The sequence below is a fragment of the Nioella ostreopsis genome, from assembly GCF_004000255.1.
Taxonomy (GTDB): domain Bacteria; phylum Pseudomonadota; class Alphaproteobacteria; order Rhodobacterales; family Rhodobacteraceae; genus Nioella; species Nioella ostreopsis.
The window spans coordinates 1-26,078 of sequence record NZ_RCIQ01000020.1; the positions used below are offsets into that span (position 1 = coordinate 1).

At 63.5% G+C, this 26,078-nt stretch carries 23 protein-coding genes; 12 read left to right on the plus strand and 11 right to left on the minus strand.

The annotated features are described in order from the left end of the window. The 4 genes from EP237_RS17640 to EP237_RS17655 form a co-directional block, all read right to left on the minus strand. Nucleotides 1–757 (minus strand): Hint domain-containing protein (locus tag EP237_RS17640; RefSeq protein ID WP_164744754.1); only part of this gene is annotated, 757 nt, incomplete at its 3' end. A gap of 135 nt (nt 758–892) precedes the next feature. Continuing rightward, nucleotides 893–2,548 (minus strand): Hint domain-containing protein, encoded by a 1,656-nt coding sequence (locus EP237_RS17645; RefSeq protein ID WP_164744755.1) that lies wholly within the window; start codon nt 2,546–2,548, stop codon nt 893–895. Between the two features lie 174 nt (nt 2,549–2,722). Next, nucleotides 2,723–3,607, minus strand: coding sequence for a Hint domain-containing protein (locus tag EP237_RS17650; RefSeq protein ID WP_127562218.1), 885 nt, complete (start codon nt 3,605–3,607; stop codon nt 2,723–2,725). Nucleotides 3,608–3,850: 243 nt separating this feature from the next. Further along, nucleotides 3,851–4,552, minus strand: coding sequence for a corrinoid protein (locus EP237_RS17655; RefSeq protein ID WP_127562219.1), 702 nt, complete (start codon nt 4,550–4,552; stop codon nt 3,851–3,853). 160 nt (nt 4,553–4,712) lie between these two features. Between EP237_RS17655 and EP237_RS17660 the strand changes: the two genes are divergently transcribed. Then, a complete protein-coding gene (locus EP237_RS17660; protein ID WP_127562220.1) occupies nt 4,713–5,795 on the plus strand; it encodes a PA0069 family radical SAM protein in 1,083 nt (360 codons plus the stop codon). A gap of 2 nt (nt 5,796–5,797) precedes the next feature. Here the strand turns inward: EP237_RS17660 and EP237_RS17665 are convergent, their stop codons facing one another. The 3 genes from EP237_RS17665 to EP237_RS17675 form a co-directional block, all read right to left on the minus strand. Beyond that, nucleotides 5,798–6,061, minus strand: a complete 264-nt coding sequence (locus EP237_RS17665) for a methionine synthase (RefSeq protein ID WP_127562221.1) — start codon at nt 6,059–6,061, stop codon at nt 5,798–5,800. Nucleotides 6,062–6,069: 8 nt separating this feature from the next. Continuing rightward, nucleotides 6,070–7,083 (minus strand): betaine--homocysteine S-methyltransferase, encoded by a 1,014-nt coding sequence (bmt, locus tag EP237_RS17670; RefSeq protein ID WP_127562222.1) that lies wholly within the window; start codon nt 7,081–7,083, stop codon nt 6,070–6,072. 162 nt (nt 7,084–7,245) lie between these two features. Then, nucleotides 7,246–7,560: a DUF1476 domain-containing protein gene (locus EP237_RS17675; RefSeq protein ID WP_071691625.1), complete on the minus strand. Its 315-nt coding sequence runs from the start codon at nt 7,558–7,560 to the stop codon at nt 7,246–7,248. A gap of 199 nt (nt 7,561–7,759) precedes the next feature. On the opposite strand from EP237_RS17675, the gene EP237_RS17680 reads away from it, so the two are divergent. From EP237_RS17680 to EP237_RS17715, 8 genes are all read left to right on the plus strand, one after another. Continuing rightward, nucleotides 7,760–8,374, plus strand: a complete 615-nt coding sequence (locus tag EP237_RS17680) for a hypothetical protein (protein ID WP_127562223.1) — start codon at nt 7,760–7,762, stop codon at nt 8,372–8,374. A gap of 88 nt (nt 8,375–8,462) precedes the next feature. Further along, nucleotides 8,463–9,224, plus strand: coding sequence for a phosphoribosylaminoimidazolesuccinocarboxamide synthase (gene purC, locus EP237_RS17685; RefSeq protein WP_127562224.1), 762 nt, complete (start codon nt 8,463–8,465; stop codon nt 9,222–9,224). 69 nt (nt 9,225–9,293) lie between these two features. Beyond that, nucleotides 9,294–9,524, plus strand: a complete 231-nt coding sequence (gene purS, locus EP237_RS17690; RefSeq protein WP_127562225.1) for a phosphoribosylformylglycinamidine synthase subunit PurS — start codon at nt 9,294–9,296, stop codon at nt 9,522–9,524. A gap of 4 nt (nt 9,525–9,528) precedes the next feature. Then, nucleotides 9,529–10,572, plus strand: coding sequence for an alcohol dehydrogenase catalytic domain-containing protein (locus tag EP237_RS17695; RefSeq protein ID WP_127562226.1), 1,044 nt, complete (start codon nt 9,529–9,531; stop codon nt 10,570–10,572). A 70-nt stretch (nt 10,573–10,642) separates the two neighbouring features. After that, complete coding sequence (purQ, locus tag EP237_RS17700; RefSeq protein ID WP_127562227.1) at nt 10,643–11,311, plus strand: phosphoribosylformylglycinamidine synthase subunit PurQ; 669 nt, start codon at nt 10,643–10,645, stop codon at nt 11,309–11,311. 40 nt (nt 11,312–11,351) lie between these two features. Then, entirely contained in the window at nt 11,352–13,118 is a 1,767-nt protein-coding gene (locus EP237_RS17705) for a sensor histidine kinase (RefSeq protein ID WP_127562228.1), read from the plus strand. Nucleotides 13,119–13,137: 19 nt separating this feature from the next. Then, entirely contained in the window at nt 13,138–14,457 is a 1,320-nt protein-coding gene (locus tag EP237_RS17710) for a sigma-54-dependent transcriptional regulator (protein WP_127562229.1), read from the plus strand. Nucleotides 14,458–15,071: 614 nt separating this feature from the next. Further along, nucleotides 15,072–17,960 carry an Rne/Rng family ribonuclease gene (locus EP237_RS17715; RefSeq protein ID WP_127562230.1) on the plus strand — a complete coding sequence of 963 codons (2,889 nt, stop codon included), beginning with the start codon at nt 15,072–15,074 and terminating at the stop codon, nt 17,958–17,960. Between the two features lie 72 nt (nt 17,961–18,032). Here EP237_RS17715 and EP237_RS17720 read toward each other — a convergent pair whose 3' ends face one another. Both EP237_RS17720 and EP237_RS17725 read right to left on the minus strand, forming a co-directional pair. After that, nucleotides 18,033–18,791, minus strand: coding sequence for a DsbA family protein (locus EP237_RS17720; protein WP_127562231.1), 759 nt, complete (start codon nt 18,789–18,791; stop codon nt 18,033–18,035). 2 nt (nt 18,792–18,793) lie between these two features. After that, entirely contained in the window at nt 18,794–20,116 is a 1,323-nt protein-coding gene (locus EP237_RS17725) for a M48 family metalloprotease (protein WP_127562232.1), read from the minus strand. A gap of 52 nt (nt 20,117–20,168) precedes the next feature. Here EP237_RS17725 and EP237_RS17730 point away from each other — a divergent pair, with 52 nt between their 5' ends. After that, nucleotides 20,169–21,320, plus strand: coding sequence for a pyridoxal phosphate-dependent aminotransferase (locus tag EP237_RS17730; protein WP_127562233.1), 1,152 nt, complete (start codon nt 20,169–20,171; stop codon nt 21,318–21,320). On the opposite strand, the gene EP237_RS17735 is transcribed toward EP237_RS17730, so the two are convergent. Then, nucleotides 21,298–22,236: a hypothetical protein gene (locus EP237_RS17735; protein WP_127562234.1), complete on the minus strand. Its 939-nt coding sequence runs from the start codon at nt 22,234–22,236 to the stop codon at nt 21,298–21,300. The two genes, EP237_RS17730 and EP237_RS17735, sit on opposite strands and share 23 nt — an antisense overlap. A gap of 204 nt (nt 22,237–22,440) precedes the next feature. On the opposite strand from EP237_RS17735, the gene EP237_RS17740 reads away from it, so the two are divergent. Continuing rightward, nucleotides 22,441–23,619, plus strand: coding sequence for an N-acetylmuramoyl-L-alanine amidase (locus EP237_RS17740; protein ID WP_240661681.1), 1,179 nt, complete (start codon nt 22,441–22,443; stop codon nt 23,617–23,619). Between the two features lie 46 nt (nt 23,620–23,665). On the opposite strand, the gene tyrS is transcribed toward EP237_RS17740, so the two are convergent. Continuing rightward, entirely contained in the window at nt 23,666–24,919 is a 1,254-nt protein-coding gene (tyrS, locus tag EP237_RS17745; protein WP_127562236.1) for a tyrosine--tRNA ligase, read from the minus strand. A gap of 51 nt (nt 24,920–24,970) precedes the next feature. On the opposite strand from tyrS, the gene EP237_RS17750 reads away from it, so the two are divergent. Beyond that, nucleotides 24,971–26,068, plus strand: coding sequence for an anhydro-N-acetylmuramic acid kinase (locus EP237_RS17750; protein WP_127562237.1), 1,098 nt, complete (start codon nt 24,971–24,973; stop codon nt 26,066–26,068). The last annotated feature ends 10 nt before the right edge of the window (nt 26,069–26,078 follow it).

Consider the following 26,078-nt stretch of genomic DNA (forward strand, 5'->3'; position numbering starts at 1 on the left):
CAGGCGCGCCGTTGGCGAGGATGATTTCGTGCTCTTCCGTCTCGACGTGGTAGACCATGTATGTCGCGCCCATTTCGGCCAAAGGCACGCGCGTGATTGTCGTCCCATTCACAAGTGCACCCGCGTGGCAGATCACACCCGAAACCAGCATCCCGTGATCGGCGGTCACCGTCAGGTCATCCGTCGGCAGACCGTCGCCCAGAGACCCGGCCGCGAAGCGCACCGGCATCAGCCGTTCAGCCGGGCCAAAGCCGGTGGACACGGTCTGACGACCGATCCATTTGACGGGGACATGTGTGCCTTCTTTGGTGCAGAGCAAATCGCCGATTTGCAGGGCCTCGACACAGGTGTCGCCGGTGGGAGTGGTGATTTGAGTGCCAGCGGTGAAGCAAAGATAAGCGTTGCCTTCAGGGGAGTTGTAAGCGTTGGACGCCCCGGAACTGGCGATCAGGGTTTGCGCGGTGCCATCTACGGGTAGTGGGACGTAGAAGAAAGTACCATTTTGGAATATACCGTAAAAGTTGCCGTCACTGCCTTCAATCGTATAGCCGGTAAATAAATAGGAACTGCTAATGAAGTAATCTGTTCCATCTGCCAGATTTCCGTCGGCATTCACGTCGGTCACATTAAAATTAGAGTCTGCGGGGTTCGTGCCCGTCCAGGTTATGGTTGATCCTGCTGTGCCGTCGCCGCTCCCAGTATGGTTGACCCCTGTTAGTAGAACATAGCCTTGTGTCGCATAAACTTGATCTGGCATTCCTGCATCCTCTGTTCTTACTGTTTTCTAAACGCCCGCCGTAGGGCTAACCGGCCTGTTAAAGTGGTTTTTGAATGCTGAAGACCGAGAACACCACCATAAAAGCGCGGCGGTTTGCGCGTGGCAACTCTTTCTTCATCTCGTAAGGTGGATGCGAAGAGGGCTGCTTTCGCGATGCTTTTCGGTTTGAGATGTGGGCGGGAATGTTAAGGCAACCAACCGCGATTTCAGTCGTTCTGCAATATTCTGCGGCACCTGCCGGGCACTCATGGCGCGGGGGAAGGGCAGTTCTTCCATCTCGGGCACATCACCGTAGAGCGCTTCGAACTCGGCGAAGTTGTCGAAGGCGCGGCGGGAGACATTGTCGATGAAGGTCTCGGCGGGGGCACCATTCGCGAGGATGATCTCGTGGTCCTCGGTTTCGACGTGATAGACCGTGTAGGTCTCGCCCATCTCTGAGAGCGGCACGCGGGTGATCGTCGTCCCGTTCACCAAAGCGCCCGCATGGCAGATCACGCCATCCACCAGCATCCCATGATCGGCGGTGACTGTCAGGTCAGTGTGGGGAAGGCCATCGCCAAGCGACCCGGCAGCAAAGCGCACCAGCCCCAGCCGGTCTGCGGGGCGGAAGCGGGTCGAGACGGTCTGGCGACCGATCCATTTGACCGGCACCGCGCGCCCCTCTGCCGTCAGGACGGTATCGCCGATTTCCAGCGTCTCGACGGCCCGCGCGCCATCGGGGGTGGCGATCCGGGTGCCTGCGGCGAAGCAGAGCTCATAGGCACCGGCATCGGTGAAATCGCTGCCGTCATTGCCGGTGCTGGCGATGTCCGTATAGGGCTGACCGTTCGCCCCCGCCGTCAGCCCGGATTGCGCGACGCCTACATCCAGCGCGGGGTTGGTGAGGCTGTTGATCAGCGCAATCGTCTGCACCGGGCCGCCATTATCGGCCAGCACGTTGGACCCGAAGATCAGCGCCGGGTCCGCGTCGATGACATTGCCGCCGCCATCGGTGATCGCATCGGGCCCGCCCAGATTGGCGCCATCCGTGCTGGTGTTTCCGCTGACGATCGTATTGATCAGCGTGACGGGGCCAAAGGAGGTACCGTAATAGATGCCGCCGCCATCTCCATCAGTAAAGGCGCCATCACCGGTCGTGTTGCCCGTGATCGTGCTGTTTATGACGGTCAAATCCGGATTGGGGTTTCCTAGCGCATTTATTCCGCCGCCTTGCCCTCCGAAGGTGCCATTCCCGGATGCGGTGTTGCCCGCTATCGTCGAGTTGACGATTGTCATGGAGCCTTGGGTTTGGATCGCGCCTCCGTGAATAGCGGTATTCCCAGAAAAGGTGCTGTTTGTGATCGTGGTGGTGCCATTGCTGTGAATGGCGCCGCCTCTGATACTTGCATGATTGCCCGTAAAGGTGGAGGCGGTGACATCCAAAACCCCGCCGGACTCAACCTCGATCGCGCCGCCACGTTGTCCTCCACCATCCGTGACGGTCAGCGCGTTCAGGGACAGAGCACCGCCCGACTGCACATAGAAGATCTGCGCCGCATTGCCGTCGATGGTGATATCGGCCGCGCCATCGCTGTCGACATCCCCGGTGATGGTGATCGTGTCGGAGATCGTCATCACGCCCTGGCTCAGCGACACCGTGCCGCCCGACAGGCTTGCGTCGAACACGATGGTATCGCCGGAAGAGGCCACGTCGACCGCTTCGCGCAGCGTCAGAACCCCGTCGCTGCCATCCGTGACGTCGCCAAGCGACGTGACCGTCCAAATTGTCATGACCAATCCCCAGCTTCTGATCAAAGTGCTCAATAGCCAGGAGGGTGCGCCGAGCTTGTCGCCCAAATCAAGCTAAAGTTGTGCGGATCATCCCAATTCGCGGCACCCAGTGGCAACCCCGCGTGAAGGCCGCCACGACAAGCATCGGGCAATCGGATTGCACCACGCTCTGGCTCAGGCCGCGGCAGTCCCCGCCAGCCTCGCGCGGATCGCCTGCGGCACCTGCCGGGCACTCATCGCGCGGGGGTAAGGCAGTTCTTCCATCTCCGGCACGTCGCCATAGAGCGCCTCGAATTCGGCGAAGTTGTCGAAGACCCTGCGGCTGACGTTGTCGATGAAAGTCTCGGCGGGGGCACCGTTGGCGAGGATGATCTCGTGGGATTCGGTCTCGATGTGGTAGACGGTATATGTCTCGCCCATTTCCAAGAGCGGCACACGCGTGATCGTCGTGCCATTCACCAAAGCGCCTGCGTGGCAGATGACGCCCTCGACCAGCATCCCATGATCGGCGGTGACGGTGAGGTCGGCGTGGGGCAGGCCTTTGCCCAAAGACCTTGCGGCAAAGCGCACCGGCATAAGGCGCTCGGCGGGGCCGAAGCGGGTCGACACCGACTGGCGGCCGATCCATTTGACAGGCGTTGTTTGGCCCTGCGCAGTCAGGATAAGATCGCCGGCGCACAGGGTCTCTACGGCTTGTTCACCCTCCGGAGTCGCTATCCCGGTTCCAGCCGCGAAACAGTAGAGATAGGTTCCAGTGTTCGATGATGAGATGCTCCCGCTAAGTCCTCCATCGTTGGAGAACACGTAGTAGGTATCTGGTCCGGTGGTCACCAGTACGATAGGGTCACCCGTGGCCGTGAAACCGGCAAGCGTTCGCTGAGACCCGAACGCCAGTATCGCATTCTCGACTTCCGTTTGTCCGTTGATGCCGTCGCTGTCTGCCGTGGTTTCGACCAGATCAGTTCCGCCCACAGGGTTATTGACGGCCCCAAGCGTAATGGTGCCGCCCGGTACACCAGATGCGATCAAGTAGTAGTGGTTAAATGTTTCTGACGCCATAACTTCCCCCAAAAGAGCATCCGTTGACCGTCGGGTTAACGAAGGTTAGCGGCCATGTTAGGCGCGCCGATCACGAAAGGTCAATTAAAACGAGGTGGGCGACTGTCGGAACTGGTGCTGCCGGGTTGCAGTAGCGTCAAACAGGAACTGAACGCGAAGCAGGCCACTTTAGAACTCTACAAGCGAAAAAGGCCCCGACAGATCGTCTGCCGAGGCCCCTGATTTCTTTCTGTACGCTAAGGATCAGCCAGCCGCCGCCTGGTTGTGCTTGCGCGCCATGAATTCCTTGGCGGTTTCCACGGCCACGGCTGCATCGCGGCAATAGGCGTCTGCGCCGATCGCTTTGCCAAATTCCTCGTTCAGGGGCGCGCCGCCGACCAGAACCACATAGTCGTCGCGGATACCCTGTTCGACCATCGTGTCGATGACGACCTTCATATAGGGCATCGTGGTGGTCAGCAGGGCCGACATGCCGAGGATGTCGGGCTGTTCGGATTCCAGCGCCTCGAGATAGCTTTCCACGGCGTTGTTGATGCCCAGATCGACCACTTCGAAGCCCGCGCCTTCCATCATCATGCCGACGAGGTTCTTGCCGATGTCGTGGATGTCGCCCTTGACGGTGCCGATCACCATCTTGCCCACGCGGGGCGCGCCGGTTTCGGCCAGCAGCGGCTTCAGGATGGCCATGCCGCCCTTCATCGCGTTGGCGGCCAGCAGAACCTCGGGCACGAAGAGAATGCCGTCCCGGAAGTCCTTGCCGACGATGGTCATGCCGCCGACGAGCGCCTCGGTCAGAATGCGATAGGGCGCCCATTCTCGTTCCAGCAGGATATTGACGCCTTCTTCGATCTCTTCCTTGAGACCGTCGTAGAGGTCATCGAACATCTGCTGCACAAGCTCTTCATCGTCGAGCTCGGACAGGATGATTTCGTCTTCATCGGACATTTTATTGGCTCCCTGACGGAACGGGGGTTTCATGGACTGTCCCGACTTTTGGCCGGGACGTGCGAATCTGACGCGCTGAATTGCGACACGCGTGGCGTCGTGACCGACCTTGATGCGGGTCGTGATTGCGGATGTTCCGTTTTTGTTCCATATTGGTGCCATGGAACTCGATCAGATCATCGAAAAGGCACGCCGCAAGGGCAGGGGCGCGGGGTTCAATCCGGCCAACCGGTTCGACCGCCTGGAAACCCGGTTTGAGCCGGATGGCTGGGACCGTGAAGACGATCTGCCGCCACTGCGCACCGTTGTGACCGATGAACGCCCGCGCAGGGTGATCACCCGCAATGCCTCGCCCGATCTGAGCTTTGATCGCTCGATCAATCCCTACAGGGGCTGTGAACACGGCTGCATCTACTGCTTCGCCCGCCCGAGCCACGCCTATCTGGGCCTGTCGCCGGGGCTGGATTTCGAAACTCGGCTGATTGCCCGGCCCGATGCGCCCGCCGTGCTGAGGAAAGAGCTGTCGCGTCGGGGATACGATGTTCAGCCGATGGCCATCGGCACCAATACCGACCCCTATCAACCGGTTGAGAAGGATAGGCAAATCATGCGCGGTCTGTTGCAGGTACTGCGCAACTTTCGCCACCCCGTCGGGATCGTGACCAAGGGCACGCTGATCGAACGCGATATCGATCTGATCGCGGATCTGGCGGGGCAGGGGCTGGCCAAGGTTGGTATTTCGGTGACAACGCTCGATTCCGGTCTGGCGCGCGCGATGGAGCCGCGGGTTCCGTCGCCCGCAAGGCGGCTGAAGACCATCGAGCGTCTGGCGGCAGCGGGCATTCCGGTGCGGCTGATGGCGTCGCCCATTGTGCCGGGGCTGACCGACCACGAGATCGAGCGGATCGTGAAGGCCGGTGCCGATGCCGGGGCCATCGGTGCCAGCATGATCGCCCTGCGCCTGCCGCTGGAGGTCGCTCCGCTGTTTCGGACCTGGCTGGAGGAACATGTGCCGCTGCGCGCCGCACGTGTAATGGCGCGGGTGCGCGAGATGCACGGGGGGGAGGATTACAGCGCCGAATGGGGCACGCGGCTGACCGGCACCGGCATCTATGCCGATCTGTTGCAGCAGCGTTTCGCGCGCGCGGTCAGGGCGGCAGGCCTCAGCCACCGCATGCCCGCCTTGCGGACAGATCTCTTCCGGGTGCCGCCGCGCCCCGGCGATCAGTTGAGTCTGTTTTGACATCACTCTGACCCGTCCCCACCACCGGTCTTGATCCGCCGATGTGAAAGCCAGGCAAGGAACAGAAATATCAGAACGATTGCGGCAGGAAGGATGACAAGCAGCACCATGTCATCGCCGGTCAGGCGCCACGGCATGCGTATGCGGCAGGGGCTGATGTTGCCAAAGGCGCAGGCCAGTCGGTTGATATACAGATAGCCGCCGATCCATACGAGGCTTGCCAGGGCCGCAAGCCCCAGGAATATCGCCCGGATCGCACGTGCCATCGTATCGGTCAGCCGCGTGCGCGGCGGCGGGGGCGGCGGGCGGCAGGGGCGTCATCGCCGGTGCCATCGCTGTCGGATGAAAACCCGCCGATCTGCGACGCGATCTGATCGAGCGTCGGGGCGGGACCGCGCGGCGTCTCTTCCAGCGCCGCTTTCATCGCGCGCAGGTGGTCGGTCTGGGTGCCGCAGCAGCCGCCGATGATCTTGGCCCCGGCGTCGCGCGCCAGCACGGCATATTTCGCCATCAGCTCCGGCGTGCCGTCATAGTGGATATGGCCGTCGTGATACTTTGGAATGCCCGCATTGCCCTTGGCGATGAAGGGAATCTCGGTGCCCGAGGCGCGGAAGCCCAGAACCGTGCGCAGCAGGTCCGACGCGCCGACACCGCAATTGGCGCCGAAGGCCAGAGGCTGCGGGTCGAGCTTTTCGGCCATCGCCGCCATGTCCGCAGAGGTGAAGCCCATCATCGTGCGACCCGCCGTGTCAAAGCTCATGGTGCCGCACCATGGCATGTCGGCCAGTTTGGCGGCCTCTGCGAAGGCCTTGAATTCCTCGGCGGCGGAAATGGTTTCGACCCACAGCACATCGACGCCGCCCGCCTTCAGGCCCTCGGCCTGTTCATGGAACATCTCGACCGCGCTTTCATGGGTCAGCGACCCCATGGGTACCATGATCTCGCCGGTCGGCCCGACGGAGCCCGCCACCACGACCGGGCGGCCGGCCTTGTCGGCAACCTCGCGGCCGATCTCGGCGGCCAGTTTCGAGAGCTCGAAGGCCCGGTCCTGTGCGCCGTGCAGTTTCAGGCGCGCGCGGGTGCCGCCGAAGGAATTGGTCAGGAAGATATCGGACCCCGCATCGACCGCGCCCTGATAAAGCTTGGCGATCCGGTCGGGGTGGTCGACATTCCACAGCTCTGGCGCGTCGCCCGAGGACAGCCCCATGTTGAAAAGGGTTGTCCCGGTGGCGCCATCGGCCATCAGCCAGTCGCGGTCCGCCAAGAGCTTGGACAGGAGATTGGTCATGTGAGTCTTCTTTCAGATATCTGCGCGCGCCCTGAATGCGCCGCGCTGGTCTAGTGAAGCAACCGCATAATCTGCATAAAGATTATGAATTGTCTTGCGTTCAAATAGAAAGGACCGCCCGCAACACGCGCGGACGGTCCCTTGTTGTCTTGGCGTGTGCGATCAGGCTTCGTTGATCAGCTGGCCCTTGGCCACGATCAGCAGTTCGGCCATCTTGGCGCGGATTTCGTCGGCACTGGCCTTGCCGTCCAGATCTGCGGCCACCTTGCGCACCACATCTTCATGCCCGGCTTCTTCGAAATCGGACTTCACAACCTCGATCGCATAGGCATCGGCGTCGGACCCGGTCTTGCCGAGCAGTTCGGCGGCCCAAAGGCCAACCAGCTTGTTGCGGCGGGCTTCGGCGCGGAACACCATTTCGGCGTCATGCGCGAACTTGTTCTCGAAAGCGGACTCGCGGTCATCGAAGGTTGTCATCTCGGGCTCTCCTGACTCAGATGCATTCGTCGCTGTTCAAATAGGCCGGTCCGGGCGGGTCGCACAAGGGCGGATTGTGCGGCTGGAGGACGCTGTCAGCAGGATTTACCGGGAATTCTGGACCGAATCGGGCCGACTGCCACATAGTGGACCAATTGAACGACCCGATTTCAAAAATGAACAGACAGGAGCATATCGCATGTTCAGAACCGCCTTCGCTGCCCTTTCGACCGCAGTCCTGCTATCGGCATCGCCCATTCTTGCCCAGGAAACGGTAGAACCTGTCCTTGGCGAATACCTTCAGCCGCTCGGACTTGGACCGTTTCAGGATGCCACCTGGACCGGATTTGAACAGGAGGGCTGGTTCGTGCTGCAAAACACGACGCAGCCAACAGCAATCCGCTATTATGAAATGCCGCTGATGAATGCCGATGGCACCCTGACCCTGCGGGCCAATGTCTATGCCCGCAATGATGACGGCGAGGGCGTTGCAGCCACCGGCCTGCTCTATGATTTCGGGGATGAGCACAGCACCTATATCGCCTTCCTGCTTAACGCCGATAACCAGTTGATGGCGATCAACCGCGATGTCGAAGGCATGGACGTGATCTATGGTGACGAGGATGACCCGGTGGGGCGAGGCGACGGATCGGACGTGCTGGAGGTGCGGATTTCCGGCACGCAGGCGCGGATGTATCTCAACGATCAGCTCTTCCGTAACTATGACCTGACGCATCGACCGTTCCGTGACCGTGCCGGGATCATCGCGGTTGGAACCGGGCGGCTTGGCTTCTGGGGTCTGAGCGCCCAGTAACGCCGCTTCCCTTTCGCGGTCCTTGGGCGTATACGCGCCCCAAACGGTGCCCCCGGCGCCGCGTGACGGATTCGGAGAACACAAGCATATGGCACGGCGCAAGAAGGTCTACGAAGGCAAGGCGAAGATCCTGTATGAAGGCCCCGAACCGGGAACCCTCGTGCAGTATTTCAAGGATGACGCGACCGCCTTCAACGCCGAGAAGAAGGCGACGATCGAAGGCAAGGGCGTTCTGAACAATCGCCTGTCGGAATTCTTCATGACCGGGCTGAACAATATCGGCGTGCCCACCCATTTCATCCGCCGCATCAACATGCGCGAACAGCTGATCCGACAGGTCGAGATCATCCCGCTGGAAGTGATCGTGCGCAACTTCGCCGCCGGGTCGATGGCCAAGCGCTTGGGGATGGAAGAGGGCACGCAATTGCCCCGTCCGATCATCGAGTTTTCCTACAAGAACGACGAACTTGGCGACCCCCTGGTGCCCGAGGAATACATCATCGCGTTCGGATGGGCCTCGCAGCAGGACCTTGACGATATCGTCGCGCTGGCCCTCCGTGTGAACGATTTCATGTCCGGCATGATGATGGGCGTCGGCATTCGGCTGGTGGATTTCAAGATCGAGATCGGCCGGGTCTGGGACGGTGATTTCATGCGCCTGATCGTGGCAGATGAAATCAGCCCCGACAGCTGCCGGCTATGGGATATCGAGACCGGCCAGAAACTGGACAAGGACGTGTTCCGCCGTGACCTGGGCAACCTGACCGACGCCTATACGGAAGTGGCCCGCCGCCTTGGCGTGATGCCCACGAATTCCGGTTTCGGCGGCAAGCCGACGCTGGTGAACTGAACCGGTTCGCGCGGCGATACGCGCGGATTGCAGCTGAGTATTTGGACCAAGAAGAAGAGGGCAGGGGCGATGCGCGCAACCGTGACCGTGATGCTGAAACAGGGCGTTCTGGACCCGCAGGGCGAGGCTGTGCGCCACGCGCTTGGGGCTTTGGGCTTCGACGGGGTCGAGGGCGTCCGGCAGGGCAAGGTGATCGAGCTTGATCTGGCCGATGGCACCTCCGAGGACACGGTCAAGGCAATGTGCGACAAGCTGCTCGCCAATACGGTGATCGAGAGCTACTCGATTTCCATGGGCTGACCGCATGAAGGCCGCGCTGCTGATCCAGCCCCGCACGGCCCTGCAGATCGCCGATCTGCCCGATCCCGATTGCCCGCCCGACGGGGTGGTGCTGGAGGTGCTGGCCTGCGGCATCTGCCGCTCGGACTGGCACCTGTGGGGCGGCAACGAACCCGATGTGCCGCTGCCGCAGATCCCCGGACATGAATATTGCGGCGTGGTGCGCGAGGTGGGCCACGAGGTCCGCCAGTGGCGTGTGGGTGACCGGGTGATCGCGCCATTCATCCTGGCCTGCGGAGCCTGCCCGGATTGCCGAGCGGGCAACCAAACCATCTGCGACACCCAGATCGTTCCGGGCTTCACCGCGCCCGGCGCCTTTGCCGAACGGCTGGCGGTGCCGCGCGCTGACGCCAATCTGACGCGCCTGCCCGACGGGATGGACCCGGCCCTTGCGGCGGCCCTTGGCTGCCGCGTCACGACCGCCTGGCACGCGCTGACGGGACGTGCGGCCTTGCGTCCCGGCGAATGGCTGGCGATCTGGGGTGGAGGCGGCATCGGCCTTGCGGCTGCCCTGATCGGCAAGGCGCTTGGGGCACGCGTGGTGATGGCGGACGTGGTGCAGGAAAAGCTGGATTTTGCGAAGTCCCTTGGCATCGACGCGGTTGTGAACGCGCGCGGCGATGACCCTGTGGGCCAGATCAAAGACATCACCGGAGGTGGGGCCGATCTGGCTGTCGAGGCGCTCGGCTTCGAGGTGACCACGATCAACGCCATGAAATCCTTGCGAAAACTGGGCCGGATGGTTCAGGTTGGCATGCCCGCGGGTGAACATGTGACGATGAACCTGCCCTGGGATGTGGTCTATTCCGGTCAGTTGGCGATCTATGGCACACGCGGTATGCCGTCCTGGCGCTACCCGTCGCTGCTGTCGCTGATCGAGGGCGGCTCGCTGGACCTCAACCCCATGATTGCCCGCCGCGTTGCCCTGTCGGATGCCAGTGCGGAACTGGCCGCTTTTGATGGTCCGACCCCGCCCGGTGTCGCCGTGATCACCGATTTCACCCGCTAGGCCCCTTTGCCCCCGGTCGCAATTGCGCTAAGGGGCTGGCCAAGATCGTCACCCAAGGAAAGGTGCCCCCATGAAAGCCGCTGTCATCGTCTTCCCCGGCTCCAACTGCGACCGTGATCTGGCCGTGGCCTTTCGAAAGGCGGGCTTCTCGGTCGATATGGTCTGGCACAAGGACCCGACCCTGCCCGAGGGTGTCGATATCGTGGGCATTCCCGGCGGTTTTTCCTTTGGCGACTACCTGCGCTGCGGGGCCATTGCGGGGCAATCGCCAGTCATGCAGGCGGTTGCGGCGCATGTGAACCGGGGCGGCTATGCGCTTGGCATCTGCAACGGGTTCCAGGTCCTGTGCGAAACCGGTCTGCTGCCCGGCGCGCTGATGCGCAATGCGGGGCTGAAATTCATCTGCCGGATGCAGACATTGCGCGTTGAGACCACGAACAGCGTCTTTACCCAATCCTACGCCGAGGGCCAGCAGATCGAGATCCCGCTGGCGCATCACGATGGCAACTACGTGACGGATGCCGAGGGGCTGGCCGCGTTGAAGGCCGAGGACCGCGTGGCGTTCCGCTATGTGGGCAACCCGAACGGGGCCACCGATGACATTGCCGGGGTCCTGTCCGACAACCGCCGCGTGCTCGGCATGATGCCGCATCCCGAGCGGGTGATCGACGCAAGCCATGGCGGCACCGACGGGTGGGCGATGTTCACCGGGCTGACTCAGGCGCTTGTGGCGGCCTGACAGGCTTGAGGCGCTGCCGCCAAACCCCTAGAATTGTTTCATGAACAGGCCCACGCGCTCTGATGTGGCCCTGCGAGGACCGGCAGGGCGCCGTGCATGGATTTTGCGCGGTCTTCTGGTCGTGTTCTTGGCCGCGGCGGGCGTGGTCGTCTGGGTGTCCAACATCTGGCTGACCGACCGCTTTACCGAGACCACCCGCAACCGGGCGGAACTGCGGCTGGCGCTCTATTCCGGGTCGATCATATCGGAGCTTCAGCGCAATTCGGTCGTGCCGCTATTGCTGTCGCGCGACCCGACGCTTGTCAGGGCGCTGTCGGTCGGCGATTTCTCGACCACGTCGCAACGGCTGATTTCCTATCGCGAGGAAATCGGCGCGGCCTCGATCGTGCTGCTGAACCGGGATGGTCGGATCGTGGCGGCCACGGATCGGCAGGCCATTGGCGAACAGCACGCAAACAGGCCTTATTTTGTTGAGGCGCAGAGGTCGAACGATACCGTATTCACCACCACCGAACTGGATACCGGGGCCTTCGATTTTACCTTTTCGCGCCGGGTCGAGGATGACTCTCTGCTGCTTGGGGTGATCCTTGTGCGCGTCGATCTAGGGCGTCTGGCGGATCGCTGGCGGGGCACGTCAGAGGCGGTGTTCGTGGCCAATTCGGAAGGCAGGATCATCCTGTCGACCGAACCGCGCTGGCGGGGCCGCAACGAAGCGGATGCCGTCGCGGTGCAATCCCCCGACAGCGCCATTGAACGCGCCATCGAGGCGGCAGGCGATTGGGCTTTCGCAAATCCCGGGCCCTATTTCGGCGGGTCTTCCACCCTGCGGCTGGAATCGCGCATCCCGTTCCGGGGCTGGATGCTGGTCTCGTTCACCGCCTATGATTCCGTGCGCGAAAGGGTGAACGGCGTTCTGGCGCTGGAGATCATGGGATTCGCGCTGTTTCTAGCGGCGGCCTTCTATCTTCTCAGCCGCAGGGCCAGGCTGCAATCGGTTGTCTTTCAAAGGGAATCGGCGGAGCTTCGCCGGTTGAACGACAGGCTGCAGCGGGAAATCGCCGAGCGTCAGAAGGTCGAAAGGAACCTTGAAGAGGCGGAACAAAGCCTTGCCCAGAGTTCCAAACTGGCGGCCCTGGGCGAAATGTCGGCAGCGGTCAGCCACGAGCTGAACCAGCCCCTTGCGGCGATGAAGACCTACCTTGCCGGGGCCAAGCTGCTGTTGCAGCGGCGCAGGCCCGAAGAGGCGCTGTCCTCTTTCCAGCGGATCGACGACCTGATCGACCGGATGGGGGCGATCACGCGGCAGCTGAAATCCTATGCCAGAAAGGGTGGAGAGGCGTTTCAGGAGGTCGATGTCCGCGAAGCGCTGAGCTCGGCCCTGACCATGATGGAGCCGCAATTGCGGCAGATGACAGTCGAGATCGCGCAGAGCATCCCGCGCCAGCCGGTTCTGGTCATGGCCGACCGGCTGCGGCTGGAACAGGTGATCATCAACCTGCTGCGCAACGCGCTCGACGCGATGAAGGGCGAGGATCTGCGAGAGCTGGACCTGATCATTGCCGAAGGTGACGAGGTGGTGCTGACCGTGCGTGACAACGGACGGGGGATTGACGATCTCGACGCTTTGTTCGAGCCATTCTACACAACAAAGAAACCCGGTGACGGGGTGGGCCTCGGGCTCGCGATTTCGTCGGGCATCGTCAAGGATCTCGGCGGGCGGCTGACCGCGCGCAACGGGGACCAGGGCGGTGCCGTGTTCGAGGTGCGCCTGCCACGGGCCGATCGGGGCAGCGCTGCCGCCGAGTGATTGAAACAGAGGAAGAGCCATGCGGATTGCAATCGTCGATGACGAACAGGACATGCGCCAGTCGATCAGCCAATGGCTGGCGCTGTCGGGCTTTCAGACCGAGACCTATGCCAGCGCCGAAGAGGCGCTGAAGAACATCGGCCCGGATTTTTCCGGCGTGGTGGTGACCGACATCAAGATGCCGGGTATGGATGGCATGGCTTTCCTCAAACGCCTGATGGGCATGGACAGCAGCCTGCCGGTGATCATGATCACTGGCCACGGTGACGTGCCCATGGCGGTCGAGGCGATGCGGCTTGGCGCCTATGATTTCCTTGAAAAGCCGTTCAACCCCGACCGCATGACCGAGCTGGCCAAGCGGGCAGGGCAAACGCGCCGCCTGACGCTCGACAACCGGGCGCTGCGCAAGGAGCTGTCGGACGGCACCGTTCTGATGCGCAAGCTGATCGGCTCCTCCCCGGTCATGGAACGGCTGCGCGAGGATATCCTCGATCTGGGCCAGGCCGACGGACATGTGCTGATCACCGGAGAGACCGGCACCGGCAAGACGCTGGTGGCCCATGCCTTGCACGCGGTCGGGCCGCGCGCGGGCAAATCCCTGGTGTCGGTCGCCTGTGCGGCCCATGACGAGGGTGCGCTTGGCGCGATGCTCTTCGGCCCCGTGGGTGAAGGGCAGGACCTGCCGCTCATTGAACAGGCACGCGGCGGCTCGCTGCTGCTGGAAGGGGTTGAGGCGTTGCCGCAGGCGTTGCAGGCGCGGCTTCTGAAAACCATCGAGGATATGGGCGCGCCCGCGGAAACCCGGATCGTGGCGATCTGCAATGCGTCCGATCCGGACACCGGTTGTGAACAGGCGCTGCGCCCGGATCTGTTCTACCGGCTGGCCGCCATGCGCATCGACCTGCCGCCGCTGCGCGCGCGGGGCGAGGATATCCTGACGCTGTTCAACCGGTTTGGCGAGCAGTTCGCGGAAGAATACGGCACCGACGCGCCGCAGGTCACGGCCCAGGAAGCGGCACAGCTGTTGCAGGCGCCGTGGCCGGGCAATGTGCGCCAGCTGATCAACATCTCGGAACGCGCCATCCTGCAGCAACGGCGCGGCTCCGGCTCCATCGCCTCGCTTCTGATGAGCGAGGGCGAGGAAACCGGGTCGCAGATGAGCAGCGAGGGCAAGCCGCTGAAGGAATATGTGGAAGCGTTCGAGCGGATGCTGATCGACAACACCATGCGCCGCCATCGCGGATCCATCGCCAGCGTCATGGAAGAGCTCTGCCTGCCGCGCCGGACCCTGAACGAGAAGATGGCCAAATACGGTCTGAGCCGGTCGGATTACCTTTAACGGATCCGCCGGGTGGACCGGCGGACCGGGGGAGCGCCGGTCTCGACCGCCCCACAAGGGGGCGGCTTCGCCCGGCGCTTGGGTGCCTGGGCGCGCCGGGTGCGCCCATGACCAGACCGGTGGCACAAGCGGAAAGCGCGGTGGCCTCCGGCGCGCGTAGTTCGGCCAGGAAAGGGCGGCAAGGGGCAGGGCCGCACCCGCAAATTGCGCGGATCGTGCAACCGTCAGATGACGAATTGCCATTGTAATCCCCCCGGAAGTGCCCTTAATGTCACAATTGCAGGCCCGCATATTCGGGGCTTTGCAAAAAGTTTCTCTGACCGAACTCCGGCGCGCGGAAAAGCGGCGCGGTTTTCGGAAAGATCACCGGGGCCGGACAGGCCCTGATACAGGAATTGCCCGGTTTTTGGGTGACAGAACGGGTGGCTGGCGATGACCGGCCATCGGAGATAAACCGCGATGCAACGCGTGCGCAGAGTTGAGGGACGGCAAGGCAGGGCAGATGCCCGCGCCCCGTCCGGGTGCGCCGCCGCCTTCGCCCTTTCAGGACAGCTTGAATTCACGGGAAGCGCGCCGCCTGGTGCGCCTGTCCGGGGTTCATGTGCAAGGAACTCATGGCAAAGAAAATGCTTATCGATGCCACGCACGCGGAAGAAACCCGCGTCGTCGTGGCTGACGGAAACAAGGTCGAGGAATTCGATTTCGAGTCGCTGAACAAGCGGCAACTGGCAGGAAACATATATCTGGCAAAGGTCACGCGGGTCGAACCCTCGCTCCAGGCCGCGTTTGTCGATTACGGCGGCAACCGCCACGGCTTCCTCGCCTTTTCGGAAATTCACCCCGATTACTACCAGATTCCGACCGCCGACCGCGAAGCGCTGCTCGCCGAGGAACAGGAATATGCCCGCGCCCAGGCCGAAGCCGAGGCGGATGCGGAAAACAAGCCCAAGCGCTCTCGTCGCCGTCGCCGGAAGCCCACCAACGGCAATGACACCCAGGCCGCCGACAGCCGCAATGACGCGGTGATCTCGGGCGAGGTCGAGGGCGAAAAGCGCAGCGCGCCCTCGGGCATGGATGTGGTCGACCTGTCGTCTGATGACGAAGAGGCGGGACTTGTGACCACTGTTCCGGGCGAGTCGATTGACGGCACGGACGCGCCTGAGACGGCGGCACAGGATGTGTCGGACGAGACCGCGTCCGATACCCCGGCTCCAGCCCCGGCGGTTGCCGATCAACTGCCGGAAGACAGTGCAGATGACAGCGCCGATGATCTGGATGACGAGGATGACGCAGGCGATGACACCATCGCCGATGCCGCCGATGTCGACCCGAATATCTCGACCGTCGCCGACGATGACGACCACGAAGACATTCGTCCGGTGCGCAAACCGCGCCCGCGCCGCTACAAGATTCAGGAAGTGGTCAAGGTGCGCCAGATCCTGCTGGTGCAGGTCGTCAAGGAAGAACGCGGCAACAAGGGCGCCGCGCTGACCACCTATCTGTCGCTGGCCGGTCGCTACTGCGTTCTGATGCCCAACACTGCCCGTGGTGGCGGCATTTCCCGCAAGATCACCAACGCTGTGGACCGCAAGAAGCTCAAGGAAATCGCGGTTTCGCTCGATGTGCCGCAAGGCGCCGGGCTGATCGTGCGGACCGCCGGGGCCAAGCGCACCAAATCCGAGATCAAGCGCGACTATGAATATCTGCAACGCCAGTGGGAACAGATCCGCGATCTGACCCTGCGCTCCACCGCGCCTGCGCCGATCTATCAGGAAGGTGACCTGATTCACCGGTCGATCCGCGATCTCTATAACCGCGACATCGACGAAGTTCTGGTCGAGGGCGAGCGTGGCTACCGCCATGCCAAGGACTTCATGAAGATGATCATGCCGTCCCATGCCAAGAACGTGAAGCATTACAACGAGCCTATGCCGCTCTTTGCCCGTTTCCAGGTCGAGGGTTATCTGGCTGACATGTTCAACCCGGTGGTGCAGCTGCGCTCGGGCGGCTACATCGTCATCGGCGTGACCGAGGCGCTGGTGGCCATCGACGTGAACTCCGGCCGCGCCACCAAGGAAGGCTCGATCGAGGAAACCGCGACCAAGACCAACCTTGAAGCCGCCGAAGAGGTCGCCCGCCAATTGCGCCTGCGCGATCTGGCCGGTCTGATCGTGATCGACTTCATCGACATGGACGAACGGCGCAACAACGCCGCCGTGGAAAAGCGCCTGAAGGACAAGCTCAAGACCGACCGGGCGCGCATTCAGGTGGGGCGGATTTCGGGCTTTGGTCTGATGGAAATGTCGCGTCAGCGCCTGCGCCCCGGCATGTTGGAGGCGACGACGCAACCTTGCCACGCCTGCCACGGCACCGGGCTGGTGCGCTCGGATGACAGCCTTGCGCTGTCGATCCTGCGTCAGCTGGAGGAAGAGGGCACCCGCAGGCGGAGCCGCGAGGTTCTGGTCACCGCGCCCGTGGGCATCGTCAACTTCATCATGAACGCCAAGCGCGAATACCTGGCCGAGATCGAGGCGCGCTATGGCATGTCGATCCGGATCGAGGCCGATCCAATGCTGGTCTCGCCCGGTTTCAAGGTCGAGAAGTTCAAGACCGCGACCCGTCGGGTGGCGGCTGTGACGCCGGTGATCTCGATGGACAGCGCGCTGATGGACAGCATTATCGAGGAAGCCGAGGCCGAGGAAGCCGCCGAGAGCGCGGTCGAGGTTGAAGCGCCCGAAGCAACCGATGAGCAGCCGAAGAAAAAGCGTCGCCGCCGTCGGGGCGGGCGTGGCCGCCGCAAGTCGGAGAACGGCGAAAACGGTGAAAACGGGGAGTATGGCGAGAACGGGGATAACGGCGACGCACAGCAGGCCGACTCTGATACCGACGCGGCCAAGTCCGAAGAGGCTCCGGTAACGGAGCAATCGGCGGACGCTGCAACGGAAACACCCCCCGATGCGCCTGCGGCGGAGACTGCCCCCGAGGCAGAGGAAAAGCCCAAGCGCAAGCCGCGGACCCGTCGCAAGAAGAAGGTAGAGGACCCGGCTGAAGCCGAGACTCCTGTCGCTGAAGCCGAACCCGCACAACCCGCCGCGGAAGAGACCCCGGCAGCGACAGAGGCCGTGACCGCGGACGCAGAAACCCCGGCGGTGCCTGAGCAGGCGAATGAGGCCCCGGCACAGCCGGAGACAGCCGCTGCAGAGGAACCGACCCCGGTAGAGCCGGAGGCTGCCGAGGCCGCGCCCGTCGTGGAACCAAGTGCATCGCCAGAGCCCGAAGCCGCGTCGGCAGAAACGCCTGACGCCGCTGAAGAGCCCGAAGCCGCTGAAGAGCCCGAGGCCACCCCGGCCGAGGAACCCGCTACAGAGGCAGAGCCCGAGCCTGCCCAAGTGGAGCAGGCAGCTGAGGCACCCGCGCCAGAGCCGGAACCTGCTACGGCCGTGGCGGAGGACGCCCCTGCCGACGACCGCCCGAAGAAACGTGGTTGGTGGTCGATGGGGTAATCCCGCCAGACGGCAGTGAATGAAAAAGCCCCGGGTGTGACCCGGGGCTTTCTCGTTTCCGACAGAGGGAAATCAGTTGGTCTGCGACCGGATTTCCGCCGCCAGCGCTGCCATGCCCTCATAGGGCAGGTAGCCGCGCAGCAGCTGGTCATTCATCACGAATGTGGGCGTGCCCGAGATCTGAAGGACCCCGGCCAGCGCATGGTTCGCGGCGATGACCTGATCCACTTCCGGTGTGTTCATGCCTGCAAGGATCACGTCTGCATCAAGCTCCAGCCCTTCGGCCAGACGGCGCAGGCTGTCTTCGGTGACATCCCCGCGCATCTGCATCAGGGCCACATGCACCAGCTCATAGGCATCGTCGCCGATATTCTGACGGGTCGAGATGGCAAAACGCGAGGCCATCACGGATTCGTCTCCGAGAATGGGGAATTCCTTGACGATGTAGCGGATATTGCCATCCGACGAGATCAGCCGCTCCACATCGGGCTGCGCGCGGCGGCAATAGCCGCAGCGGTAGTCCATGAACTCGACCAGCACGATGTCGCCATCGGGGTTGCCGCCTTCCCAGTCGAACTGGCTGTCGAAAAGCGCCTCGGCATTGGCCAGCACCATGGCCTGATCCTGCACGGTCTCGGCCTGCGCCTGACGTTCTTCCAGAACGGCGATGGCTTCCAGCAGCACCTCGGGGTGTTCCAGCAGGTAATCGCGGATCTCGGCGCGGAAGGTGGCGCGTTCGGCATCGCTCATGTCGGCGATCCCGTCGGCAGCCAGCGGCGCGGTCGTCAGTGCCGCAGCAAAAGCCAGTGCGGCGGGGGCAAATCTCTTCATGTCTATCTCCGGTTCAAGACGGTTTGGGCAACACCTAGCACATCCTGCGCGCGCAGCCACCCCGGGCTGCCCTGCGGCAGAAGGCCCGAGGCGCGGTTGGCGTGGATCTGGGCATCTTCGAAACGCCCCTGAAGGGCATAGCGTTCGGCAGTGGCGACCGAGGCCATGCCGTTCTGGCCAAGACGGGCATGGGCAAGGCCAAGGTCGCGCAAGAGGCGCGGGTTGAACGGGTCGCGGGCGCGGGCGCGGTTCAGCACCTCCAGCGCCTGCCGGTTGCCCGATGCGGTATCGGCGGCCAGCAGCGCCCGGCCATAGCCCGCAAGTATCAGCGGTTCGCGCGGGGCCAGTTCCACCGCGCGGGCATAGGCACTGACCGCATGGGCATAGAGCCGCGATTCATACAGGATCTGACCCCGAAGCTCGTGGTAATAGGCGTCATCGGGGCGCATGGCGACCAGCGCATCCACCTCGGTCATCGCCCGGTCGGTATCGGGCTGGCGGTGATAGGCGATGGCCCGACGCAGGCGGGCGATCTCGGACGTGTCACTGCGCCCCACCCGGCGCAGGGTCCAGCTTGGCGCGCGCAGGAAGGCGGTGAGCTTGCCCTGCAGTCGTTGATACCAATAAAGGGTACTGTTGTCGGGGTCGATGGCGTCGAGCCCGGCCACAAGCGCCCTGACGGATCGCAGGCGTTCCCGCGTCAGCGGGTGGGTCAGAAGGTAGGGGTCCTGACGACCGACCGACAGCGCCTCTTGCCCGCGAAAGATGTCCAGAACGTCCAGCATCGCCGTGGCATCGACCCCGGCCGAGATCATGTAGCGGATACCTGCCGTGTCGGCGCTGGCCTCCTCGGCGCGGGTATGGGCGAACAGCACCCGTTGAGCAGAGGAGGCCGTACCAGCCAGAATCCCGAACCCGGCCGAGCTGTCGCCCGACGCGACCCCTGCCGCCACGCCTAGCAGCAACCCGATCCGTGCCACCGTGTTGGCATGACCCACATTGGCGGCGCGGCGGGTGAAATGGCCGCCGGCGATATGGGCCGCCTCATGGGCGATGACCGCCTGCACCTGGGCGGGCTCATCCAGCCGCATCAGAAGGCCCGAGTGGATGAAGATGTGATTGGTATCCACGACGAAGGCATTCAGGGAACTGTCATCGACCACGATGATCCGCACCGAACTGGGCAACCCGGCGGCGCGCAGGATCGGGGCGGCCAGCGCTTGCAAGCCGCGTTCGATCTCGGCGTCGCGAATGATTGTTTGCGCCTGCGCCGCAAATGAGGACAGGAGCAGGACAAGCGCCGTCAGGCGGGCGAGAAGTGACATTGACCTTCCTGTCTTTGACTGCTTCAACCGGGCACAGCTTAAGGAGAGGTCAATGCGATATTCAAGGCGCTCCGGGGTCGATCCCTTTATCGTGATGGATGTAATGGAACAAGCGCGCGCCGCGGAAGAGGCCGGGCGCCATGTTATCCATATGGAAGTGGGCCAGCCGGGCAGCGGCGCCCCCGCCGCCGCCCGTGCGCGCCTTTCCGCCGAGATGGAGGCGGGGCCGCTTGGCTACACGGTGGCGCTTGGGCGGCCCGACCTGCGCGCGGGAATCGCGGCGCTTTACGACGAATGGTATGGCGTCGACCTGGACCCGGCGCGGGTTGTGCTGACGGCGGGCGCCTCGGGGGCCTTCATCCTTGCCTTCACGGCGCTTTTCGATGCGGGCGAGAAGGTGGGCCTGGGCGAGCCGGGCTATCCCAGCTACCGCCAGATCCTCAAGGCGCTGAGCCTGGAGCCGGTCGGGTTCCAGACCACGCCCGAGAACCGCTATCAGCCGGTGCCGGGCGATCTGACCGATGACATGGCCGGGCTGATCGTGGCCTCGCCCGCCAACCCCTCGGGCACGATGCTGGACAAGCCCGCGCTTGGCGCGCTGGTCGAAGCCTGCGCGGATCGGGGCATGGCGTTGATTTCCGACGAGATCTACCACGGGCTGCAATACGAGGGCCGGGCGGTGTCGGCGCTGGAATGTTCCGATGACCTCTATGTGGTCAATTCCTTTTCCAAGTATTTCTCGATGACCGGCTGGCGGCTTGGCTGGCTGGTGGTGCCCGAAGATCACGTGCGCATCGTCGAACGGCTGGCGCAGAACATGTTCATCTGCCCGCCCCATGCTGCGCAGGTGGCGGCCCTTGGTGCGCTCTCGCCCGAGGGCCGGGCGGAGCTTGACGCGCATCGCGATGTCTACACGGTCAATCGGCGGCTGATGCTGGAGGGGCTGGCGAAAGCGGGCTTCGACAAGGTCGCGCCCGCTGACGGGGCGTTTTACGTCTATGCGGATGTGTCCGATCATACGGATGACTCGCTGGCCTTCTGTGCTGAGATCCTGCGCGAGGCGGGGGTCGCGGTCACGCCGGGGCTGGATTTCGACCCGGTGCGCGGCGCGACGACCCTGCGCTTTTCCTACGCACGCTCGACCGCAGATATTGAAGAAGGCATCGCTCGGCTTCAGGCCTTCATGGCGTCCCGGTCGTCTTGAATAGGCGCGACAGGATCGACAGGGGGCTGCGTTGCCGCTGATTGTAGATCGCCAGTGACGGATGCCCCTCGGCGGCATCCAGATAGGCCAGTGCGTGATCGGCGCCGAAATCGTTGATCCAGAAGCCGATCGCGGTCAGCAGGTTGAAATGGTCGTGCATCTCGACAAGGGTGTATAGCGTTCCGCCCTCAACCGGTTCGAGCCTTTCGAAGATTTCCGACCGGCTCTTGTGGTCTTCCAACCAGACCACGGCCTCCGACTGGCGGGTCAGGCGGTCTTCATGCAGGATGCGATAGCGATAGCTGTGGGCCTGCCGAGCGATGGCAAAGCTTTCGCCACTGGGGGCATCTGCCTCGTACCGAACCGGGAAGAACCCGTCCGCCTCCTCGGGCCCGCAAACCCGACCGGCGACCGAAGTGCCGGGAAGCGGGCACAGCGCCCGGCGCACCCGGTCAGGCGTGGCGGGGCAGAATACGCGCGTGTGGTGGGTGCGTTTGCCCATCGGCAGGTTCTGGCCCGCATAGACGAACACGGCCATCACCAGCAGCCAGACCATGAACCATGCCAGCGACATCAGCAGGATCGCCATGTGGTCGCTGATACCGCCCGCGACGACGGACGCGCCCGTTACGGCAAGTTGCAGATAGGGCGTTGCCAACAATAGCAATGCGAATGCAATCGACGCGGTCAGCGTGTCGATCCAGCCGCCGGGAAAGGCCACTGCCGCGCTGGACACGATTCCCCCCCAGACCAGCATCAGCAGGAACAGGTTCAGCGGATCCCGAAACAGGTTGTCCGCCGGAGAGACCACCAGAGACAGGCAGGCCCCCGCCACAACCACCAGAACTGACAGGGAAATCAGACGGCGCAACCGGTAGATCCGGTAGGCGGCATGGTGCAGAAGTGTCGGTTTCATGAGGCTCTCGACAGTGGTGGGTTGAGGTTGAGACAAGCCTGCCGCCGCTTTGCGGGAAGAATATGGCAGGTCCCGCGCGATTTCATGAAACTTGCGGTCTTGCGTGGCTTGGGGCAGGCGCAGGGACCTGTTATCCTGCCCAGAACAATAACCTTCAGCAGGCCGCAGATGATCCGGTTAGTCCTTGTATTCATGTCGTTTTTAATGGTTTCCCTGCCCGCTGTGGCACAGGATCTGTGGGCGCTTGCGCGGGTTCTTGCCGAAGGCAGCCGCTTGGAAGATGACGGACGCGAGGTGGTGCTTGACCTCGCGCTGACCCAGGCCGTGCCGTACCGGGTTTTCGTGCTGGATGACCCCGCCCGCGTCGTGCTGGATTTCCGGGAGGTCAATTGGGCCGCTCTTGGCCCCGAGCTTGACGCCTCCAGCCATGTCACCGGCCTTGCCATGGGCCGCGGCGACGCGGGCTGGTCGCGTATGGTCCTGACGCTCGTTCGCCCGATGGAAATCGCCCAGGCCGGGATGCAGACCGATGACACCGACGGCACGGCGCAGGTGCAGTTGCGGCTTTCGCCGGTATCGCAGGCCGTGTTCACTGACCTTGCCGCCCACACCCCGCCGGGTGTCCGCCTGCCGCCGGTTCCGGTGGCCGACAGCGCCTTGCCGGTCCGTGTCGAGGGCGGACCGATCATGATCGCGCTCGATCCCGGCCATGGCGGGGTCGATCCCGGCGCACAGCGGCGCGGGCAGGACGAGGCGGATCTGATGCTGATCTTCGCCATAGAGCTGCGCGAAGTGCTGTTGCGGTCCGGGCTCTTTGACGTGGTGCTGACGCGCGAGGGCGACTGGTTTGTGTCGCTGCCCGAGCGGGTCACAATCGCGCGCAGCGCCGGTGCGCAGGCCTTCCTGTCGCTGCATGCCGATGCGCTGGAAGCGGGCAGGGCGCGTGGGGCGACTGTCTATACCCTATCCGAAACCGCCTCCGACGCCGCGTCGGAAGCATTGGCCGAGGCCCATGACCGCGCCGACCTGCTGGCAGGGGTCGACCTTGCAGGCAGCGATGACGAGGTGGCGGGCGTGCTGCTGGACCTTGCAAGGCTGGAAACCGCCCCCCGGTCCGCGGCTTTGGCCGATCACATCGTTGCCGGGCTGGACCGGGCGGGCGCGAACCTGCACCGCCATCCTCGGCTGGAGGCAGGGTTTTCGGTGCTCAAGGCTGCCGATATCCCTTCGGTTCTGGTCGAGCTCGGGTTCATTTCCGACCCCGAGGATCTGGCGAATCTTCTGGATGCCGATTGGCGCGCACGGGTGCAGGAGGCGATCCGCGATGCGCTGGTGGCCTGGGCCGCGGAAGATCAGGCCCAGAACGCCCTGCTGCGCCAGTAGCACCGCCCCGAAGGCCGGTGTTACGAGGGCGCAGATGCTTTCGCGATCAGTCTTTCAGGACCACCAGAGCGTGACGCTTCTTGCCCGCTGACAGCTTGATCGGCTGGCCAAGATCGGCTGCGGTGACAATCAGGCTGGTGTCGGTGATCAGTTGGTCATTGAGCCGCGCGCCATTGTCGGTGATCAGCCGCCGCGCCTCCTTGCCCGACTTGGTGAGGCCCGAGCGGGTGATCAATTGCACCATCGGCAACCCGTCGCCCAGATCCTCGGCCGTCAGGGTCAGGGTGGGCAGGTCGTCGCCCATGCCGCCCCTCTCGAACACCTCGCGAGCGGTGGCTTCCGCCGCCGCAGCGGCCTCGGCCCCGTGCAGAAGGGTCGTCACCTCATTGGCCAGTGCGATCTTGGCTTCGTTGATTTCGGAGCCTTCCAGCGCGCCAAGGCGGTCGCAGTCTTCGATTGGCAGCTCTGTGTAGAGCTTCAGGAACCGGCCTACATCCGCATCGGTCGTGTTGCGCCAGAACTGCCAGAACTCGTAAGGGCTGCGCATTTCCGCGTTGAGCCACACCGCACCATCGGCGGTCTTGCCCATCTTCTTGCCGTCCGAGGTGGTCAGCAGAGGCGAGGTGAGGCCATAGATCTCATGATCCAGCACCCGGCGCGTCAGGTCGATCCCGTTGACGATATTGCCCCACTGGTCTGACCCGCCCATCTGCAACAGGCAGCCATAGCGGCGGTTGAGTTCCAGGAAGTCGTAGGCCTGCAGGATCATGTAGTTGAATTCGAGGAAGGACAGCGACTGTTCCCGGTCCAGCCGCGATTTCACGGATTCAAACGACAGCATCCGGTTCACGGAAAAATGTCGCCCGATATCGCGAAGGAAATCGAGGTAGTTGAGATCGGCCAGCCATTCGTCGTTGTTCAGCATCAGCGCATCACTCGGCCCGTCACCGTAAGTGACGTATTGCGCGAAGACCTGCTTGATCCCGGCGATGTTGTCGTCGATCTGTTCGGGGCTGAGCAGCGGGCGTTCATCGGCGCGGAAGCTGGGATCACCCACCTTGGTCGTGCCGCCGCCCATCAGGGTGATCGGCTTGTGCCCGGTCTTCTGCAGCCAGCGCAGCATCATGATCTGGATGAGAGACCCGACATGCAGCGACTTCGCCGTCGCGTCAAAGCCGATATAGGCCGGCACCACGCCCTTGATCAGCGCTTCGTCAAGGCCCTGATAATCGGTGCAGTCGGCCAGGAAGCCGCGCTCGATCATCACGCGCATGAAGTCGGATTTGGGGTGGTAGGTCATGTCTCGTCCGTCCAATGATAGGAATGGCGGCGTGATAGCGGGAAGGAAGCCATGATGGAAGGGCCGATATGGGTTGCGGGCGCGATGTCGGGCACGTCTCTGGACGGGGTCGACGCGGCTTTGCTGAAAACCGACGGGCGGCGCATCTTCGATTTCGGCGAAACCCGCTATCGGGCTTACCGGGACGAGGAACGCGAGGTGATCCGCGCGGCGCTAGGCTGCTGGCCCGGGGATCAAGGCGTTGAGGCCGCATCGGAGGTGGTGGAAACTGCCCATGCCGCCGTGCTGTCGCGGCTTCCCGGTGCCGAGATGATCGGCTTTCACGGCCAGACCCTGGCACATGACCCACGCGGGCGCGGCACCCATCAGGCGGGCGACGGGCAGGTGCTGGCCGATGTGCTGGGGCTGCCGGTAGTCTGGGATTTCCGGTCGTCGGACGTTCAGTTGGGCGGCGAGGGCGCGCCGCTGGCGCCCTATTTTCACTTCGCCTGTGCGCAATGGATCGGGGCGAAGGAGCCATTGGTGTTTCTCAATCTCGGGGGTGTGGGCAACCTGACCTGGGTCGATCCGCGGTGCAAGGGGCCGGAGACAGACGGCGCGGTGTTGGCATTTGACACCGGGCCGGGGAATGCGCCGCTGGACGACCTCTTGCACGCCCGGCGTGGTGTGATGCGGGACGAGGGCGGCGCGCTGGCACTGTCCGGCGTGGCGGATGAAGGGGTTGTGGAGGCGGCGTTGAAACGTCCGTTCCTGTCAAGAATGCCACCCAAGTCGCTCGACCGGAACGATTTTTCTGATCTGGCTGAGCGCGTGTCGGGCCTCAGCGACGCCGATGCCGCCGCAACCCTTGTGGCCGTGACCGTGGCTTGTGTCGCCGACGGGATCACACTTTGCCCGACGCCGCCTGCGCGCGTTCTGGTCTGCGGCGGCGGGCGGCATAACGTGGCGATGATGCAGGGGCTGGCAGAGGCGCTGCCTTGCCCCGTGGTGCCGGTCGAAGAGGTTGGCCTCGATGTCGACATGCTGGAAGCGCAGGCCTTCGCCTTCCTCGCCGTGCGGGTGGTGCGCAAGCTGTCGACCTCGGGGCCGATGACCACGGGCGTCGCGGCGCAGGTGGGGGGCGGGCGGATCAGCCGACCGCGCGGCTAGGGGATGCTAA